The organism is Streptomyces cadmiisoli (genome assembly GCF_003261055.1).
In the GTDB taxonomy this organism is placed as follows: Bacteria; Actinomycetota; Actinomycetes; order Streptomycetales; family Streptomycetaceae; genus Streptomyces; species Streptomyces cadmiisoli.
In genome coordinates, this window is sequence record NZ_CP030073.1 from 8,847,067 (window position 1) to 8,865,766 (window position 18,700).

Annotated in this window: 14 protein-coding genes and 2 pseudogenes; 9 read left to right on the forward strand and 7 right to left on the reverse strand. The window is 68.6% G+C overall.

Going from position 1 to position 18,700, the window contains the following annotated elements; translation table 11 throughout:
* The 5 genes from DN051_RS38860 to DN051_RS38880 all read right to left on the reverse strand — a co-directional run bounded on the left by DN051_RS38860 (position 1) and on the right by DN051_RS38880 (position 4,895).
* Positions 1–357 (reverse strand): hypothetical protein, encoded by a 357-nt coding sequence (locus DN051_RS38860; RefSeq protein ID WP_112441601.1) that lies wholly within the window; start codon positions 355–357, stop codon positions 1–3.
* Entirely contained in the window at positions 354–3,038 is a 2,685-nt protein-coding gene (locus tag DN051_RS38865; RefSeq protein ID WP_112441603.1) for an ATP-binding protein, read from the reverse strand. The genes DN051_RS38860 and DN051_RS38865 overlap by 4 nt, the downstream gene beginning before the upstream one ends.
* The gene (locus DN051_RS38870) at positions 3,035–3,619 is read right to left on the reverse strand and encodes a hypothetical protein (protein ID WP_112441605.1); all 585 of its coding nucleotides are present in this window, start codon (positions 3,617–3,619) and stop codon (positions 3,035–3,037) included. Before DN051_RS38870 ends, DN051_RS38865 begins: the two co-directional genes overlap by 4 nt.
* Positions 3,616–3,891: a hypothetical protein gene (locus DN051_RS38875; protein WP_381284337.1), complete on the reverse strand. Its 276-nt coding sequence runs from the start codon at positions 3,889–3,891 to the stop codon at positions 3,616–3,618. Before DN051_RS38875 ends, DN051_RS38870 begins: the two co-directional genes overlap by 4 nt.
* Positions 3,892–3,959: 68 nt before the next feature.
* Positions 3,960–4,895 carry a conjugal transfer protein gene (locus DN051_RS38880; protein WP_112441609.1) on the reverse strand — a complete coding sequence of 312 codons (936 nt, stop codon included), beginning with the start codon at positions 4,893–4,895 and terminating at the stop codon, positions 3,960–3,962.
* Between the two features lie 259 nt (positions 4,896–5,154).
* Between DN051_RS38880 and DN051_RS38885 the strand changes: the two genes are divergently transcribed.
* Entirely contained in the window at positions 5,155–5,400 is a 246-nt protein-coding gene (locus tag DN051_RS38885; protein ID WP_342781507.1) for a hypothetical protein, read from the forward strand.
* 361 nt (positions 5,401–5,761) lie between these two features.
* Here the strand turns inward: DN051_RS38885 and snpA are convergent.
* Positions 5,762–6,415, reverse strand: a pseudogene (snpA, locus tag DN051_RS38890) (snapalysin); the annotation flags it as partial.
* A gap of 942 nt (positions 6,416–7,357) precedes the next feature.
* Here snpA and DN051_RS38900 point away from each other — a divergent pair.
* The 7 genes from DN051_RS38900 (at position 7,358) to DN051_RS38930 (ending at position 15,328) form a co-directional block, all read left to right on the forward strand.
* Complete coding sequence (locus DN051_RS38900; protein WP_112441613.1) at positions 7,358–8,749, forward strand: Mucin-2; 1,392 nt, start codon at positions 7,358–7,360, stop codon at positions 8,747–8,749.
* 81 nt (positions 8,750–8,830) lie between these two features.
* Entirely contained in the window at positions 8,831–9,298 is a 468-nt protein-coding gene (locus DN051_RS47930) for a DUF4265 domain-containing protein (protein WP_425471704.1), read from the forward strand.
* A gap of 1,043 nt (positions 9,299–10,341) precedes the next feature.
* Positions 10,342–11,400 (forward strand): hypothetical protein, encoded by a 1,059-nt coding sequence (locus tag DN051_RS45360; RefSeq protein WP_162625092.1) that lies wholly within the window; start codon positions 10,342–10,344, stop codon positions 11,398–11,400.
* Between the two features lie 262 nt (positions 11,401–11,662).
* Positions 11,663–12,196: a hypothetical protein gene (locus tag DN051_RS38915; protein ID WP_246041180.1), complete on the forward strand. Its 534-nt coding sequence runs from the start codon at positions 11,663–11,665 to the stop codon at positions 12,194–12,196.
* 319 nt (positions 12,197–12,515) lie between these two features.
* Entirely contained in the window at positions 12,516–13,724 is a 1,209-nt protein-coding gene (locus tag DN051_RS38920) for an acyltransferase family protein (protein WP_112441617.1), read from the forward strand.
* 199 nt (positions 13,725–13,923) lie between these two features.
* Entirely contained in the window at positions 13,924–14,241 is a 318-nt protein-coding gene (locus DN051_RS38925) for a hypothetical protein (RefSeq protein WP_112441619.1), read from the forward strand.
* A gap of 583 nt (positions 14,242–14,824) precedes the next feature.
* A complete protein-coding gene (locus DN051_RS38930; RefSeq protein WP_162625093.1) occupies positions 14,825–15,328 on the forward strand; it encodes a hypothetical protein in 504 nt (167 codons plus the stop codon).
* A 350-nt stretch (positions 15,329–15,678) separates the two neighbouring features.
* Here the strand turns inward: DN051_RS38930 and DN051_RS47935 are convergent.
* Positions 15,679–16,686, reverse strand: a pseudogene (locus DN051_RS47935) (AraC-like ligand-binding domain-containing protein).
* 377 nt (positions 16,687–17,063) lie between these two features.
* Here DN051_RS47935 and DN051_RS38940 point away from each other — a divergent pair.
* The gene (locus DN051_RS38940; RefSeq protein WP_112441624.1) at positions 17,064–17,861 is read left to right on the forward strand and encodes an ALF repeat-containing protein; all 798 of its coding nucleotides are present in this window, start codon (positions 17,064–17,066) and stop codon (positions 17,859–17,861) included.
* Positions 17,862–18,700: the final 839 nt, after the last annotated feature.

The following is an 18,700-nucleotide window of genomic DNA, read 5'->3' on the forward strand; positions in this document are numbered from 1 at the left end:
TCAGGACCGCCCTCGGCCAGTGGCGCTGCGCCGCCAGATCACGACGGGAGCCAGACCCGCGCCGACTGCGATCAGCCTCCACACCGTGCCGGCGGCGTCGTGCTGCGCGGGTGAGGGGGAGGTGGTGCGGGTGCCGCGCTCGCAGTAGGCCTTGGCGGGACCCGCTATCGCCTCGCAACGGTCCTGTGGGGTGGGACGGGTGCCGGCAGTGAACACTTGTCCGGTGTGCGGCCACCAGGCTTCCGGAATGCTCACTTGGACGGCGAGGACGAGCGCACCGACCGCGACGGCGACCGGCGCCAGTAGCCCGGCGGCTGAAATTCTGCGTGGGGAGCGACTGGGGGACAGAGAGCTCATGAGATGTGTTCCTTTGCCGGATCACCAGCTGGGTCATCGGTGAGCGCCGCTGAAGGCGGCGTGGAGGTGCGGTGTCCTGGGGTGGTGGTGATGGAGGCGGCGATGCGCTCGATGCGGGGGATGACGACCTTGACCCGGCCCGTGTTCTGCCGCGGGCCGGTGATCAGGAACTCCCCTTCGCGTCCGCGTTGGCCGACAGGGGACAGTCCGGTGGTCACCAGCCGCAGCAGTTCAGGATCGGTCGGGTCGAGTCCGATGAATTCCAGACCGCGGCGGGCGCGTTCCCGGTCGGTGGTGCGGGCGAGCGCGCGGTACGCCATCAGGCCGCGGTCGGGGCCTAGTTCCTCCGCGTCGTGGGATCCGGCGATCAGGCCGGCGCCGTGCTTGCGGCCGTCATGGAGGATTTCGTGGACCAGGGCGGTGCCCTCGGCGGACGAGGTGAGCCAGTACAACTCGTCGAGGACGACGGCCGTGAACCGCTCCGGATTTTCGAAAGCTGTCTGCCGGGCGAGTGCAGCGATCAGGTAGAGCACCGCGCGCCCGATCAGTGCCTCCAGCGGCTGCTGGTGCAAGACCTCCGGCTTGTCGAACGCCGTCTTCGGCGGCAGCTTCAGCCCCGTCGTGGTGATCACGATCATGTCCGAGGCGCTGGAGGCGTCCAGCCGGACCGAAGGAAGGGCCGGGTCGAACACCATTGCCGCCAGCGGGTTGGTGGCCACCACGTGGACCAGTCCGGCGAGGGTGGCGGCCGCGTCCTGCCGCCTGCCCGCCTTCCCGGCGGCCATGTCCTCAAGAACCTCCAGTACCCGCTGCATCGAGGGTGCGTCACTGGTTGCGGCCTGCTCGACGGCATGGTGCAGGACCTCGCCGCTGGTACTCATCGGACCGATACCGAGCTGCAGGGTCAGGTAGGACAGGGCGTAGTGGCGGCCCGCGGGCCCGTGGAACACGCGCAGCGGGTCGATGGACACCTCGGCCTGGGCGGCGTCGACGATCTGGACGCGGCCCCTCGCCGCGGTGCGAGCGAAAGTGGCCCACTCGCGAACGGGGGTGCGGTCGATGCAGATGGCGCAGCCACCGCGCGCCCACACGGCATCCGTGATCAGCTTCTGCAGCACGCTCTTGCCGGCGCCGAGGTCCCCGACGATGCCCATCGACGCAGACGCGTCGACCTTGGGCGCGTCCGCCACGTTGATCATCACGGGGCGGGTGGTGCCGCAGTCCAGGTCGATGCCGAGGAACATGCCGTTCGGGTCGCCGACCTCCGAAGCGGTGAAGGCGCCGCCCAAAGCCCAGTCCTCGGAGACCTGGTGCTGGGTGAACTCCCGGACCGCACCCGGCCGCACCGCGCCGGGAAGCCCCACCGTGAACAAGGCTTCCTGCAGACCGGCGGGGCGGACGGCGCGGTAGTCGGCGCCGCCGAGCAGCGCCGCCAGCGCGCGGGCGCGTGCGTCGCAGACCGCGGCGTTCGGGCCCCACACCGTGAGCACGGTCACCGACTGCACCTCGACCTCGACGGAAGTGCGCGACAGCCGGGCGTCCAACTCGCCCAGGTCGCGGGCGGCGTCCGTCAGCGAGGCAGGCATGCCGGTGGGGCGGGCGTCGTACTGGTCGGCCTGGTCGACCAGTTCGGTCTTCTTCCGCCGCACCTGCTCACGGGCCTTGTCCGCCGGCACGAGAGTGAGATCGATGGTGTAGTCGACAGGAAAGTCCAGCGTCTCCAGCTGAGCAAACAGATCGGCGCTGTCCTGGCTGACCGCGGGCGGGCATTCGGCCAGCGCCAGTTGCGCCTGATAGCCCACCCCGGCATCCGACTCGACCTGCAGCCAGCGCCTGCGCAAAGGGGACCCGGTGCTCTGCCGCCACCAGGCTCGCCGTCCCGACCGCGTGACCTGACCCGTGGCCTTGACGTCATCGGCATCGTCGAGGACCGGGTCGATGCCACCTTCCTGCAGGCGAACTTGGCCAAGGTCGGCGTAGCTGGGCGAGCGCAGCACACCATCGTGGACGTGCCCGCCGAACAACACGCTCGTCTCTGCCTCGGACAGCAACGGCTCGGCCAGACCACGACGGAGCGCGTGCTGGATCATCCACACGATCTCCGCCGGGCGGGCCGGGCGAAAAGCGACCCCGCCGGTGAGTGCGGCCTCCACCCGCGAGGCCTGAGCCCGGTAGGCGGTCACCTCACGCCGGGCCACCGGCGACGGTCGCATGCCCAGCAACGCGGAAAACTCCACCCAGGCCGCGCCGAGGGCGGCGGAGACCTGCAGGCCGGTCATCTCGGTCTGCAAGGGCACGGTCAGCCACAAGGTGCGGCGGTGCATCTCCTGCTCGTCCAGCAGATCCAGCGTCGCCTCGACGTTCTCCACCCACGGGTGCTCTTCCGCACCGGGTGCCGGCCCGGCAGGCTCGATTCCTTCGATCATGCGCAAGGCGATCTCGCCGGGGTCCGCTTGCGCACACAGCCCGAACAGGCGTGGTGCCCCGGACAGAGAACGGACCAGGTGAGTGATCTTGGAGAGTTGCTCGTCACGGACCGCGGCCGGCACGTAGGTGCCCTGGACGGTTTCCACGCGCTGACCGTGCACGTCGGGTCCGGGATGCAGCCGGTAGACAGCCCACACCGCGCCGTGCGTCGACCAGAGCAGGTGGCCGGCGATGTGACGGATCGGCACCTTCACCGCGCACCCCCACCCTGCTCGGTCAGCGCAAGGAGTTGCTGCACACCCGTCATCGGCACCACTGACCTCTCGGCGACGGTGGGTGCAGGGCCGCGGCTCAGGGCCGAGTGGTGTGCGACCGGGTTGGGACCTGCTGCCTCGGTGGCACGGCCGCGTACGGCGCGGGGCACCGAGGCTCGCCCGGCGCGGGCCGGCGCGGGCCCGCCTTCGATGGTGAAGGCGCCGTGCAGCGGTCGGGCAGTGCGGTCACGGGCGGCTCGGCCACCGATCCGCCCGCCTCGCGGCTGCCATCCCAGCAGCACCCAGCCCAGCGCGGCGTGCAGCGGAGAAAGGCCTTTGATCTTCGGGTGGCGTACCGCCCAGATCGCCAGTACCCAGACCATGATCGGGATTGGCCCCATCCATGACCACCAACTGACGGACTTGAACAGGACGAAGCCGCCGCCGACTGCGACCACGATCTGAGCGGGCGTGTACGGGCCGAGAGGAATCTTCCAATCACCGACCCGGCCAACCACCCAGGGATGACGGCGAGCAGCGGTGTAGAAGCGACCGACCCGCCCAGCGGCGGCCGCGCTCACAGCCCGTCTCCCGTACTGTCGGAGCGCGTGAGATCCGGCGGCCGGACGGTACGCCGGGGGCTGGGATGCGCGGGTGCTCCCTGAGCGGGGTTGGCGACCTCGTCCTCGAACATGTCCGCGAGGTCATTGCGGGAGTTGTACAGGCCCAGCGCGATCACCATCAGGATCAAGGCACCGATGGCCGCCTTGGGCGAAAACTTCTGCAGCATGACGACCACGACAATGACGGCGAGGCCTACCTGCAGGCCCTTGGTCGCCCAGTCGCCGAACATGTCCAGCCACGCATTCCCGAGATCCTCGAGCTTCCCCGCCAGGAACACCCCACCGCTGTCGACGAGATTCACGGCCGGGCACCCCCGTCCCGGGCGCCGTCGATCCGTGCGCGCGTTGCTGTGATCTCCCACCGGCCGGCACGGGCGGCAAGGCTGAGCTCGTAGGCCAGCGGCCATCGTCCGCTGGCATCGGCCGCTTCCACCTCCGCACGGACACGGACCCTCGTGCCATCCGCCGGCACCCGCCCGGCCGCCGACTCATCAACAGCTGAGACCTGCCGCACCGTGACGCCGCTGTACGGGACGGGGGAGACCAACGACGGCTTCACGCCGGGCGCGAGATAGCGGTCCACCTCACCGGCCCCCGCCAGATACGCGGCGAGGAACTCCTCGACGGTGGACGACAGGGCACTGCCCGGCGGGACCGTGACCGCGTAGGGCGACTTCGGCGTCGTGGCCCGGCCCGGACCCGCCACCACGCCTGGCTGACCGGCCACCGCGAACGAGGCGCCCGCACCGTCCACCACCACCGGCACGGCGTAGTACCGCACCGACCCGCCGGGATACTGCGCAGCCAGCGTCACCGACCACACACCAGCGCCGTGCTGCGCACTGCGCACCGCGGTCACAGACTCCGGCGCTCCCTGCGCACCGGCGGCCAGGTCGGGCAGTTCGACGTCCGGTGCCATCGACTGCGCAAGCCGTGCCTGCGCAGTCGTCGTATCGTCAACGCTGCTGCGCAGCCACGCGCTGACGAACACTTGCGCATATCCCGCCGGGTCGGCCGCTACTGCCGCCGTCCGCACGGTGGCGGGCTTCGTGGAAGGGGCAGCCGCCACGGTTGCCGGACCGGGCCACACGCTGACGCCCAGCGCGAGGGGACCAGCCGCGATCGCGGTCAACAGCGCCAGCCGGGACAGACGCACGCGACGGCGCATCCCCTTCAGCCGGGCCCCCGCAATCGTCACAGCCTCGCTCTGCGAGACCTGCTTGCCAGGAGACATGGTCAAACTCCCAGGTCAGAAACGAACGTTGCTGACCTCGAGGAAACCCGGCGACCCCGACCAGACCGGCGACCACCAGACCCTGACCACAGTCACGAACAGGACACGAAACCCGTGGTGGGGTCATGGTCGGCCCGACCATGACCCCACCACGCCCCTGACAAGGGCCGGGGCGTGGGTATCGGCCGGAGGGCGGCTTTCGAGAAGGGAGCCGCCGGACCTGACCCAGCGACGTCACCGTGATCTGGAGCCGGCCCGCTTGGATCCGGACGGCGACCTGCTCGCCTACGTCACCGAGGTGCGGATGACCAGTCTTGTCGGCATGGTCGATCCGCCCCGCGAGGATGCCAAGGCCGCGGTGGCCGGCGCCCAGGCCGGGCACATCCGGGTCCGTATGGTGACCGGTGACGACGTCACCACCGGTGCGGCGATCGCCCGGCAGCTCGGCATCCCCGGCGAGGCGGTGCTCGGTGCCGACTTCGCCGACATGAGCGAGGACGAGTAACTCGCGCGCATCGACGGCATCGGTGTGGTGGGCCGTGTCGCGCCGGAGCGCAAGGTGCGGCTTGCCGACATGTATGGGAGGCCCGCTCGCCAGGATTTGCCTGCGTTGTGCGAACGGCTTTGTCCTCCCAGGACGGCCGTACGGTGCACCTGCGTCTGTCGGCCGGCCTGCCAGAGTGCTCAGACGGTCGTCTTGAGCATGCGGCTGAAGCCGTCCTCGATGGCGAGCCGCTTCCCGCTTTGGAACGCGATCAGCGCCAGGGCGGGCTGTGGAGCGGACTCCCCGGACCCTGGCCGGGCTCCACGGTCCCTGTCGGCGGCGCATCGCTCAGGGGGTCAGAGGGCTGGTCCACCGTGCTGGGGGCCTGCTCGAGCCCGGTGGCCCACAGCTCGTCCACACGCGAACGCTCGGTGGCGTTCGGGTAGGGGTTGGTGCAGGACGGGCCGGCGCTGCCGCCCGACATCAGCTCACTGCACGGCCCGCCGTAGTTGTCCGGCAGGCCCAGCACGTGCCCGGTCTCGTGGGTGACGACGCGGACCGAGTCGTACTGCTGGTTCTGGCCGTAGTCGAGGAAGATGTAGCCGTTTCCTTCGCCGTTGGTGGAGGCGTAGGAGCCGCGCGAGTCATTGCCCTCGTGGTAGGAGAAGTCGGCGCCGCTCGACGCCTCCTCGAGCTTGACGCTGGACTCGGAGCTGTTCCAGATCGAGGCCGCGCTCGATATCTGCGAACGGAAGCTCGGCGCCTGGGAGGCGTCGTAGTAGACGGTCACCGCCTGCGTGTAGGGCTGGGCGGCGCGCTTCTCTGCGACCGACGTGAGCACAGCGTCGAAGAACGCCTTGTTGTTCGTGGCCTCCGCGACCGACCCGACGTACCCCGCCACGGAGGTACCGGCGGCAGCGGACGGGGTACCGGCGGTCTGGGCGCTCGCCGGCACCGCCGCGCCCAGCGCGCTGGTGGCCAGACCCAGGCCGAGAGCGAGGGCGAGAAGCCTCGCGGACGTTCGGGACGACTTCATGTGGGGGGCTCCTACTCACTCGGTGACGCAGAGCGCCCCGGGGTGCCGTCGACGCAGTGTGAACAGCGGTTCTGAACTGCGACGACGTCTCGTGGGTCGACATTCTTAGAACGGCTCACAGGGAGCGCAATGGGGTCCCGCCACTACGGCGCCTCGTAGGTCCCGGGACCTGGCCACGGCAGTGCGCGGGTCTTCGGTCCGCACATGACGGCGGGAGCGGAAAGTGTCGCGGCGTCAGAAGCCTTGCACCACAGGGCAACGGGCGTGTGTGCAGACCGGGCGGAATCCCGGGACGCACGGCTCGACCCACATCAGGGCCAAGACGGACATATGCCCAGATGTCTACCGTGGCGCGTCTACTAAGCGTGCCGCTTAGTCGGCGGAGCGCTGTGACCGACGTCATAGAACGCGAGCTTCCGCTCCTTTCGCGCCTCGCCGGCCCCGGGGTGCCTTCCAGGGGGTCACCTCCGGCGTTGGGCGGCATTCCTCGCCGCTGAGCCGCTGTCGCTCAGTCCTGATCGGGGTGGAGGCCGGGCCCGCCCTGGGGCCCGCCGTGTGGCGTGGGGGAGGGGTCGGCGGATTCCTCGCCCGCCGCGAGCAGTGTGTCCGCGACATCGGGCGGTGCCTGCAGCGCTCGCCGCCGAACCCTGCCCGCCAGGGCATGCAGCCACGCCACGGTCGAGACAGGCCGAGCGATGTCCCATTTATCGCTTTTCCACCCATTGGCGTCAGTGCTGGCATGCAGGCTCAATAACGGGTGGAACGGTGGCCGACAGATGTCGTGCCTGGCACGGACCCGATATCACTCGGCACGGCCGACTCACCCGGCGCGCGGACAGCGCAGACCCGGCCGGACCGCTGGTGCCCTTCGGCGGTACCTGACAGGCACGCGGGAGATCATGGTCGCAGACCAACCGGGGACGACACAGGGGCAGGGGAATCATGGTCGCGTACCACGCATCCGCGCTGGACGGAGTCGCCCGCAACCCGACGCTGCCGACACCTCTGCTGCTGCGTCTGCTCGCGTCCGACGGCGGCGGTGACGGTCCGCCCCGTCACGCCCTCCAGCGAGTCGGCCTCCCCGAGCCGGCCGTCACGGTGATCCTGGCCCACCCGAACCCGCGCGCCCGAATCGACTTCGCCATGAGCAGCAGGGCCGAGCCTGCACAGCGGGCCCGGCTCGCGGACGATCCCTCCCCCAAGGTGCGGGCCGCTCTGGCGCACGGACCCGAATGGCACGACCCGCGTACGGTGGTCGCGCCGCTGCCCGACGTCGTATGCGCCCGATTGCTCGACGACCCTGATGCTTCCGTACGAGCGGCTCTGCTGGACTCACCTCACCTGGCGGCGTCGTTCGTGGCCTCGATGGCCACGAACGACGATCCGACGGCACGCCGGCAAGCGGTGCGTGCATGGGAGATCCTGGAGCCGGGCAAGCGGTCGGCGCTGCTGGCCGACCCTGACCCCGAGGTACGGCGGGCCGCCGCGCTGTGGGAGTGCCGATGGGACACACGCGTCACCGCCGAACTCCTCCGCGATCCGAAGTCCGCCGCCGAGGCGCTGCGCCGCGGGCTCCTCGTGCGTGCCGACGCCGAACGCTGCCTCGCTGAGCGGACGCATCTGGCTGCCGTCGCCGAGAATCCCTCGCTGCCCACCGACCTCGTCGAGCGGTTGGCCATCGACCCCGACGAGGCCGTAAGGCTCGCGGTTTCCCTCCGGCCCGACCTGGGCGAGAGACGGCGCATGGCGATCGACTTCACGGTGGGGGCCTTCGCCAGGGGAGACGTGGAGTGGGTATTGGACGGGCTTGCCGACCCCGACGTGCTGCACCTGGCCGCGGTCTCCGCCCACCCACTGCTCCGGCGCACCGCCGCCCGGAGCCCCCACCTGCCGCCCGACCTTCTGTGCAGACTCGCCCGCACAGAAGACCTGCTGGTGGAGGAGCACTTGAGCATCCACCACCCCGACACCCCGGAGGAGGTCCTGATGCGGGTGTACGCCCGGCTCGGCGGGACGTTCTCCGCCTGGATGGCGGAGACGCACCCACGCTTTCCCCGCGAGGGCCTTGCCGCGCGCTACGCGGACCACCCGGACGGCAACTACCGTCGGCTGGCTGTCCGGGACCCTGCCGCTACGCCCGGGCTGATCGAACGGCTCAGTCATGACTCCGCGGTCTGGACGCGTCAGGCGGCGGTCGGCGACCCGCGCCTGCCGCTCCACCGGCTGCGCGAGGCCCTCCATATTCCTGATCTGGCCTCCAGCGCGGGTGCCAACCCCGCGCTCCCCGAGGACGAAATGGCTGCCGTCCTGAACCGGGCGGGCGTTCCTGCCTGACCGTCAGCCGGACTCGTGAGGCGGGCCCGGCCCAGGGCCGGGCCGCTGTGGGCAACGAAGCTCGGTGATGACACGGCCGCTGTGGAGAACGCCCCGTTCCTCCAGGACGGGGTGGCCGAGGGCGACGTGGTGCGGTACCGCACCGACTCCGACGGGCTGTACTGGGCCGTCGAGCTGGTCAGCTCTTCCGGCAGCTGCACGAATAGCACAAGCGTCCCTCGGCATACCGCGCAACCACAGTCACCAGCCGCACGCCAGCGTCGCGTTGCACAGTGGTCACCGAACTCGGCCCCGATTGCGCATTGGCTTCGGGTTGGGTGGATCGTCCTTAGACGCGTCGGAGTGCGCAGGCCTCGTCTGCACAATCTCCGCGTCGTTGGCACTGCTTCGGCGCCGCGTGTCGACGAAGAACTGCGCATGTTCTGCCGGGTCGGCTACGACGGCTGCGGTGGACATTTTGGCCCGCCTTTTCGACGGGACGGTGGTGATGGGCGTCAGCACCGCGGCGACGGCGATCGTGGTGAGCAGGGCCAGGCATGCAGGGCGTAGTCGGTGCTTCGTAATTCCGCACTCCGGGTCACGGTTGCAAGGTGACGCGGTGAACCGTTCAGGTCGGAACTTGTGTTTCTGGCCTGGCCCGGGCGTACCCGTGTACCCCGACCTGACCACCGACCAAGGTAACGATGGGGACACGAGACTCCTGGGTGGGCTCGTGGTTGGGCCGACCAGCCGCGTCCGTCGGCCTGTGGCAGGAATGAACGAGTCGACCACCATCGCGAAAGTGACCGGGGCGAGGATCCGGGCCGAGCGCAGACCGGACAATCCTGGGGGAGGGGACGGTTCGGCTGCGCTCCGGACTCGGGAGGTCTTCGTGGAAGCCCGGTTGCGTACAACTCTGTCGACTGCGCAGCCCTTTTGGTGATGGCGCTTTCCAGCGGTGCGCAACTGGTTGAAGGAGGTCGGCTGCGTAGGATCCGGGTTCATTGCGCAGCTGTCTGCCTATGTGGACTGCGCAGAACACCGGCTCATTGCGCAGCGGCCTGCGCAGCGAGCGCCGGCGTGGCTGCGCAACCGCGATCGCGCACCGAGGCCGTGGTCGGGCCGACCAGGCGCCCCGACCACGGCGGCCTCGTGTGGTTGTTGCTGGATCGTGTCCGGTGGTCGGGGGTTGTGGTCGTCGGTGTGGTCGGGGTGGTCAGGTGCGCTGAAGGGATGAACCCCTCCCAGGGTTCCTTTCTCAGCGGTCACCGCAACTTCGCAGCTACCCCCTCGCTGCAGACCTGGGGCGGCAGCGTGTTCGTGGCCAGTGGGGGAGGGCGGTGACTCGTCTCGGGCGGGGGTCCGTCGTCGAGTGATGGCGGCGGATCGGTCCCCTCAGTTCACGCAGGTCGATGACACGACGCTCGGCGGGATCGTCTGCTCGAGCACGGACCGGCCGGCCCTCCGTGATGCCGGGCCGGGGCACGCGGCCAGCGGTCCGTCCGCACCTGGCAGCCCCTCCGCGGCCGGGTCGTCCAATCGGGCGGGGCCCGGTTTCGAGGCGGGTATCCGCCGTGGGCTGATGGGAGCCGACCGGTTCACCCAGATCGCGAATGGCCTGTTCCGCGACCCTCGGCTTTCGTTCAAGGCCAAGGGCCTGTTCGGGGCTGGTCAGCACGCACCGGGACGGTTGGCGGATCAGCGTCGCGGACCTGGCACGCCGCAGCCGTGACGGCGAGGCAGCCGTCAGGAGCGGGCTGAACGAGCTGGAGAAGCGGGGCCCGCTGTGCCGGGAACGCGAGCGCCATCGGGACGGCACGCTCGGTGCGGCAGCGTACGTCATCACCGATTTGCCCAGTCAGCGAATCTGCAGGTCGCAGCCGATGTCGGGTTTTCCACCGGTGGATGACCCGACATCGGCTGACCACCTGACTAAGAACACCATCAGGGAGAACACCACGAAGCAGAAGACCAAACCCCTCCGTCCGTGCCACCGCAGCGACACCACGAGGCCCGCAGCGAAGCAGCAGCCTGAGCCCGCAGCATCGCCATCGCCCGGGCCGCGGGCGGATGCGATGCATCCGGGTATCCGACTGCTGCTCGACATCGGAGCCCGCCGTCCGGACCTCCTGCTGACCGGGAAGGTCCTGACCGAGCGGGGCCGCGTGATCACCGCGATGATGGAGGCCGGCTGGAACACCGAGCGCATACGCCACGTCATCACCCACCGGCCCATACCGGACCGGGTCCGCACCACCGTCGGCGCGATCATCGCTGCCGGGCTCCGGGCAGCTCAGGCCGATCCGCCGCCCGCCATCGCGGACAGCCGGCACCACGACGGCGACGTCCGGGAAGACGAAGCGACCGCGTGGCCGTTACCGAGCGGCCGTCCACGGCGCCCCTATCCCGCACTGTGGTCGCAGCCTTGGCCCACCGGGCGCTGGTGGAGCGCTCCGGCTATGGCGCGCCCGGAACCGCAACCGGGGAGTACCTCTGCCCGGCTTGCCTGCGCTGGCTGCTGTGCAGAACCTACCCGGACCCACACCACGGCGGGCACACCCCGACAGCGACGGCCGGTGCCGCACCTGCGCCACCGTATCCGCCGCCTTCTTGGAAGTAGGCGCTTCATGACCACCCAGCCCCGCCGAAGCACGGGGCTTCCAATCGGCTAACCGGAGGGATGGCGTGGGTACCGCGTGACGTGGGGCGGTGCGGCTCTGATGGCCACCTGGCCCGGTGCGCGGCTAGTGATGCCTGCAGGAGTCCGGGAGGCTGCATCCGGCCCAAGGGCTTCGTACTGTGACCACGCCAGGTCTGCCAGGACGGCCTGAAGGCGGCGTTGGTCATGACAACAGGCGCCCTCATCTCGGGGACCGGCGGTATCACGGTGTGGCGGACGCCGGTGATGAGGCAGACTTCTTCGCCGTGGACATCATGGAAGGCGAGCTGCGGCGCCTTGGGTCCGGACCGGAAGCTGAGGACGACCAGCGACGACCGTTTCTCGTGCGCGTCCGATTCGCCGCGCAGGAACCGGCCCTGGTCATAGCCAATGCGCGTGCCGTGCTGACGTGCGTGGTCGAGCAGACAGGCGACTGGCCTGAATCGAAACGGTGGCCGCAGTTGCTGCCGGCATGGTTCATCCAGCGATGTGAGCCCGAACCCGCGGAGCCGGATCACGGCGAGCCTTTCGACGCCGAGGCGTGGCTGCGGCGATGGCAGGCAATGTCGCCGGAGCAAAGAGCGGTAGCAAGCCAGGCGCCGTGGACGCTCTCGGCTTGGCTGTTCTACTTCGACCCGACCGAGGAAGGGGCCGGTGACGATCGCAGCTGGTGGTGGTGGCACGCGGGAACCGATGAGTCGGGCGGCGGCTGGGTACAGGTGGCCACCACCGGCTGGCCGTTCGGCAGCGGTTCGCTGTCCTGGCTGATTAAGGCCAGCGGTGGCACAGATGTCGCCTACAGCCCCTGAGCGTCGCGCATCGCGGTTGCCCTGGCCGACACGGCAAGTTCGCGAGCTACGGCTGGAGTTAGGCAGTGCGGGGCCAAGACGTCTGAGATGTATGTGGCGCTGTGAGTGTTTCGACAAGTGGGACGCTGTTCCGGCCCCTGCCGTGTCGACACCGGTCGCTGTACCGTGCCGTGGGTCGGGCCATGCCCAGGGCCACCTTCCGATCAGTTTGGGCGTGTATCGAAAGTTGATTTTCGATGTGAGCGGGATCTGTTGCGGGGGTGGCGCCCGGCGGCCGCCTTTCCAACACTGGTGACATACGGGCGACGGGGGGACAGACATGGCGACGCGCACAGAACCGGCGCAGGCACCGCTACCGGAGCGGCGGCCGGAGCTGGACACGATCCGGATGCTGGTCGTGATCGGGCTGGTCTTCTTCCACTCGGCGCTCGTCTTCGCTGCCGACGACGACTTCTACGTCAAGAACACCGAGACCACCGAAGCCATCATGATCATCGCCGGGTTCGGGGTCGTCTGGGCTATGCCGCTGCTGTTCCTCATCTCCGGACTCGGTGCCTGGCACTCGCTTCAACGCCGCGGCGCGGGCGGCTTCGCCGGCGAGCGGTTGCTGCGGCTCGGCGTTCCGCTGGTCTTCGCGACCCTCGCGCTGAACCCGTTGCCGCAGTGGCTGCGGCTGCGCTCGGCCGACGCCGACTACAACGAGTCGTACCTCGGCTTCCTGCCCCGCTTCTACGACGTGCACCTGGAGCCCGAAGAGTTCCCCTTCCTCGTCCAGGGCAAGCACTTCGAGACCGGCCATCTTTGGTTCGTCGTGCTCCTCCTGGCGTTCTCCCTCATGCTGGTGCCGCTCCACCGGTGGTTGCCGCGCGAGCGCGTCCGCCGCATCGGCGACCGGGTGGCGGAGGCGACCGTGCATCGGCGGGGCGTCGTGTTCCTGCCAGCCCTCGCCTTCGCGGCGATCTGTGCCTTCGCACGGCTGGAGGAGGAGTACGCGGGCTGGCACCGCTGGTCGTACCTGCTGTTTTTCGTGGCTGGATTTGTGCTCGCCACCGACGACCGCTTCCGCGCCGTGATGCGCCGCGACGCCGGGACCGCAGCCTGGCTCGGCGCCCTGCTGTTCGCGGCAGCCGGCCCCGGCTTTGCCCTGGCCGACGAGCCCTTCACTGAGATGACCGCCCTGGCCACCGTCTCAAGGGCGCTGTTCGGTGCGGCTGGATGGTGCCTGGTGGTCGCCATCCCAGGTCTCCTCGACCGTCGGCGGCTAGAGCAACCGCGTGCGGCGCCGAACCCGGCCCCGACGACACGTCGGCGCCTTTATGGCTATCTTGCCGCAGCCGTGCTGCCGCTGTACGTCCTGCACCAGCCGATCGTGGTCGCCGTTGCATACTTCGTGATCGGTTGGGATGCGCCGATCCTAGTTGAGTACACCGTGCTCGTGGTGATCGCTCTCATCCTCACCCTCACCGCGTATGAGCTGCTGGTCCGCCGTACGCGGGCGACCCGCTTCCTGTTCGGGATGCGACCCTAGGGCGTCTCGAATGTACTGGTCACAGCCGCTCGTTGTGAGCCGCTACGAGGACGGTTGCCTCGCAGCGGACCGCGCGCTTGACGTGCCTCGTGGCCACCGAGCGGTGCATCGACCAGTCTGTTGGCTTCACACCTTCACACTGAAGAGCTCGGGAATCGTTCGTGCTCGTAGCTGAGCCGATGCCGGTCAGCAACGATCGGTGGATGCGTCGGCTGACGCAAAAGAACTGTGCCACCTCGCGGCGCTTTCCCAGCAGGGGAGGGCGTTTTGCATCCATCGCGACGCGAAGGGCTTCAGCCGCGTCGATTACGCCGTGCACGGGGAGCTGGTGACGTCCTTCGAGCCAGGGCAGCCGCACTTTACGAATGGCGCGGCAGCCGACGTGGCGCTTGGCTTCGTCCACAGTGGTGACGAGCTCGGCGACGTCGCGTTCCTGCGGTTCCTGGAGGGCGAGCTTGGCATCTACCTCCCCTGGGAGGAGACGGAGGCAGAGCTGCCGGCAGCCGCCTTCACCTGACGGCGCCTGGCAGCCTGAGCACGTCTTTGATGTGCGCGCCGCCCGCTTGACCATGCTGCTCCGATCGCAGGCACCCACCACCAGGGTTCCGACGCCGAAGAACCTGCCTTTGCTTGGGTGCTCAAGTACACCGCAACAGCCCAGCCTGCAAAGATCAGTGAGAGAGGACTGCTGTCCACCGCCAGCTACGGAGTCGGGCTCCAGCATCCATGCCGAATCAAGTCTTCGGCATGGGTGACAGTAGAGCGGTGGCTCGGGCATCGCGGTACTGCGGGAGAGCAGACATGACCAGGTCGGAGGAGTCTCAGTGGCCCGGGCGGATCCACCGAGCGCGATCAGTAGCCCGAAGAAGTAGTGAAGGACCGGTTCTCCGGCCTGCGGCTGCGTGATCTATCAATACCGTGATCTGCAGCTGAGCTGCCGACGATGGGCAGCGTTGGTTGCCATTGAGCGTCCTCGCACGGCCCGGACGCGGCCCGGAGAGGGACATCGGGTATCCCATGTCGGTGCCGGGGGGTATGGTGCCGCTGCGATCAAGCGTTGGGGGCGGGTAGGGGTTTTGGGAGCGAAAACGTGTCTGCACGTGCGTGCCGACAACGACGGGCCGGACGAGTTGCATCAGGCGCGGCCAGCGCACCGGGCGTGGGGGACAGGTCAGAACAGGGTCAGTCGTCGCGGTGTGGCAGTCGTTTCGGTCCGCGTGCGGCTTGTCGCGGTAGCGGCGATGTCCTTGCTGGCTGGCGGTTGCGGCATGCTGGACGATTCGGTCGAGGACCGCTGGGAGTCCAGAACTGGGTTTTCAAGTTGTGGCGAAGTGAGCTTGGCCCAGGGCGAGGAGATCCAGAAGGAGGCGGTGCGGGAAATCGCCTGCCTCCGACAGGCCCTCAAGAGTAGCGAGAGCGCAGAACTGAAGGTCACTTATCCTACGGTGGAGGGTGACGCGATCCGCGAGTACTATCGCATGACGCCGCAGGGCAGGCTTGAGGTCTACACCGACAGCACGGAAGACCGCTACTCGGACCAGAAGTGGTCGTTTGCTGAGTGCTACACCCCGGAATGGTTCGCTGAGATTTCCTGCGATCAATGAGTTCGGCAAGCTCGGCCGAGGAGCTTAACCCTGAGCTTGGTGTTCAGCCTCGGCTGTTCACCTGACTACGAACTTTCCCGCCTCGCGTACCGGGACACTTGAGAGGCACTCATCCCCGGCTTGAACGCCTGGGCCCTCTGTAAGGACCCGGTAATCTGGCCGGTATGACAGTTCCGTTCGTGCTACCGAGGCCCGAGCGTCAACAACATCATCGGTTTGCATCGGTGGGTCGGCCGGTCGCCTTGCGCCAACTTCGCAGTGTGATCACGGCCTTGTTCGGTCCGTACGTCTGCGCCGGGACCGGACAGGCGGCTCCGCGGGTGAGCGGGACCGTCAGGAGGTGTCTGCCGTCAGGACGTGTCGACCGTCCGGGTTCCGCGGGCGGTGCCGGGCTTCGACGGCCCGGGGTGGTGTCGCTCCCGCCAGTCGCGCGGCGAGATGCCGTACGCCCGTTTGAACACCTTGCTGAAGTGGGTCGGGTCCGTGAAACCCCAGCTCCGGGCTATCCCGGCGATGGTCCGCAGACGCCCACCCGGTCCGGCCAGCTCTCGTCTGCACTCCGCCAGCCGGTGGGATCGGATCCAGTCGCCGAGGCTGATCCCCGACTGGGCGAGCACTGTGTAGAGATGTCGTACCGAGATGCCGTGCACGGCGGCGATCCGCGCGGCCGACAGGGTCGGGTCAGCGAGGTGCTCCCGGAGGTACTATGTGATCCGCAGCCCGAGAGACCCCTCCAGCGCCGCTCGATTGATCCGGGACGTGGCGAGCTGGGACATCAGGGCGGCCCGCAGCAGTTCGATGCTTGGTTGGACGATTGCCTCGGCGTAAACCCCGTTGAGTGTGTTCTCGCTGACGGCCAGTTCGGCGAAGTACCGGAAGGCCAGGCGTGCGACGGGGTTGTCGGAGCCGAGCGGGATCGCGGCGATGTTGCGGAGCGCCGGGTCGGGGAGCGCGAGTACCGCCCGGGGGATGCGCAGGAAGTGGTGGTCGAGTGCCCGGTCGAAATGCAAGGTGTAGGGTGCAATCGACTCGTACACCGTGAGGTTCTCCGGCCGCAGCAGGGACTGTCGGCCGTGTTGTTCCACCACGCTGGTCCCCGACATCTGCAGACCGACGAAGACCGCCGGCTCCTCGTCCTCTCGCGCCAGCCGACTTGTCCGGCGCACGGTGACCGCCGTCGACTCCGCTGAGCAGATCCGTATCGGTCCGACAGCGCCGAGCCCCATTCGCACGGAGATGTCTTTCGCCCGACGGTGGTGGTCGACATCGACCCGAACGAAGGATTCCCATAGCACCGAGCGGATCGTCTCCTCCCGGTCCTGCTGCGGTACGAGGGACGTGTCCAGGACCGAGTTCATGGGATGAGCCCTCGTCGGTTCCGGTCTGACCGCACGACGTCCCGCCCCCCAACTCACCCCATGACAAGGGTGGTTCTGGAACCTGGCCGACACGGCTTTTCCACCTGGTGTGGCCAGGGCACCCGTCTTCCGCAGCTGAGCATCGGCATTATGCCATGTCCGTGTCAGCCAGCCTCCCTCATCTCACCTCCCCGGTTCGGCAGCGCCGCCTGGTCCACCTCTGAAGCCACGCTGGCCCTGGCAGCATCGGCTGAGGCTTGGCTCGGCGCGTGGGGAACCGTCAGGTGTTCGATTCGCGTCCGCTTTTGTGGATCTAGGTAATACGCAACACCTGCATCCCTCACCCCGACCGACTCATCGAGCATGGAGGCACACCCATGAGACCGACTCGCGCCGCGCTGCTGGTCGCCGCAATCGCTCTGACGCCTGCCCTCCTCCTCACCGCACCGGCTCACGCCGCCGGCACGGCCGCGTCCGCCGCGCCCCTCACGTCTACGACACCCGTTACGCCCACGCCGGCGACGGCCTGCCCGGACACCTCGTCCACCGGCACTCCCGTCGACGAGATGACGGCGGACCAGCTCCGGGCCGCGATCCAGGGCGTTCTTGCGGACGAGAATTCCGGTACCGGCGTCCGGCGCGAAGCGAACGAGGCCCTGGGCGGCACCGTCGACGATATGCGTGCGTTCCTCACGACGGGCTGCCGCATCGCCCAGGCCGAAGACGATCGTGTGGAGGTATTCCGCATCCTGCATGTGGCGACCCAGAACGGAGACAGGAGGGTCATCCAGGACGTCTACAAGGTCCTCGACAGCGATACTCCGGAGGCTCTGCGTGCCTTCCTTGAAACGGGGTACGCCCAGGCCCAGTTCGAGGACGACTCCGTCGCCGTCGCCCGCATCCTGGGCGTGGCGACCGAGAACGGTGACAAGAGGGTGATCCGGGAGGCCAACGCGGCCCTCGATGCCTACACTCCCGAAGCAATGAGCAACTTCCGGTGGACCGGGTACCGGCTCGCCCAGGCCGAGGACGACGCCGTGTACATCGCCCGCATGCTCACCAACCCGGACATCAGCGACGCCATGGTCGACGCGATCCAGGCGGTTCTCGACGACGGCTCCCCCGAGGCCCTGCGGCACTTCCGGACCGTCGGCCAGTACGAGATAGACGGCTGATCGTAGCCGCCTGGAGCGGTTCGCCGAGGCATGCGCCGGAGGCGTTCCGCAGCGGTGGGTCCCCCGACTGTTTGTCGGGGGACCGCCTCACGGCACTGTGGCATTCGCCGTCGCCTGGATCCGCTGCCGGTGCAGGCCGAGAGGCGCGCAGGATGCGCCGTGACTGCATGCTGTGCAAGCCTGACGGTGCACGCTGAACACGACCGTGGTCAGTACCCATGGCCTTGCGATCAGAAGCGAGACCGCGGCCGTGTTGCCGATCATTGCAGGCAAGCCGCATCGTGCGGTGCAGGTAGTGCTCCTACAGTCCGGCTACGTGTCGCGGGAGGTCTGGCGTCGGCAGGTCAGAACCTGGCGGAGCAACCGCCGTTCGCGCGGGGCGGACCATCAGCGGGCGGCCATTGACCGGCACATGTGCCACTGTACGGCGGTGTTCTCGATGCACCCTTGCCTACGACGTGCCGCGCACCGGAAAGGGCACCGCGTCCCCCGAGTGTGGGCTGTGACCGCCATCGCGCCACCGTGGTCCGTCACTTCCTCGTCGATCAGCGCCGATGGCTCGGAAAACCCCGTCATCCCAGGGGAGTTGAGGTCTGTCCCGAGATCATGATCACGGATGGGCGCTTGACCTCGGCCATCGACTTCGGGACGGAGCCGCTCGTTTGACAGTCTCGAAGCTGGTGCAGTTCCCGTGCCGGGCGGCCCGATTCGGTCGGGCGGATCCGTGGCGTCGGGCGGAGCGATCCAGTGTGTCACGGTGAGTTGCCAGGGTGGGAGGCGATCTCCGCAGGCACTCCATGGTTCCGCTTGTGATTGATAGTATGTCGAAATGTTATGTA